Source organism: Psychrobacter sp. Cmf 22.2 (assembly GCF_001921745.1).
Classification (GTDB): Bacteria; Pseudomonadota; Gammaproteobacteria; order Pseudomonadales; family Moraxellaceae; genus Psychrobacter.
Window position 1 is genome coordinate 1 of record NZ_MRYA01000080.1, and the last position, 240, is coordinate 240.

The 240-nt window shown below is 41.2% G+C and carries 1 protein-coding gene; it reads left to right on the top strand.

Annotation, left to right across the window (positions count from 1 at the left end):
- A partial coding sequence (locus BTV98_RS13380; RefSeq protein ID WP_143505788.1) for an NAD-glutamate dehydrogenase domain-containing protein occupies positions 1-240 on the top strand: 240 nt, incomplete at both ends.

A 240-nucleotide genomic window follows, 5' to 3' on the forward strand; every position in this document is an offset into this window, starting at 1 on the left:
ATGAAAATGGCAACATTAGCCATATCGAAAGCGCGCATGAAAGTGACACCTCAAAAATGTCTTTGATTCATTGTGAAATTGCTTATCAAAACAATGATGAGTTGGCGGCGCTACAACAAATGCTGCTCGCAAAAATAGATACCCTTGATGTCGTCGTTGATGATTGGCAAAAGATACGTGCCAAGCTGACGGATATAAAGGCGGAGCTGGCCGGTCAAAATTTACCAGAAGTGTTTTATT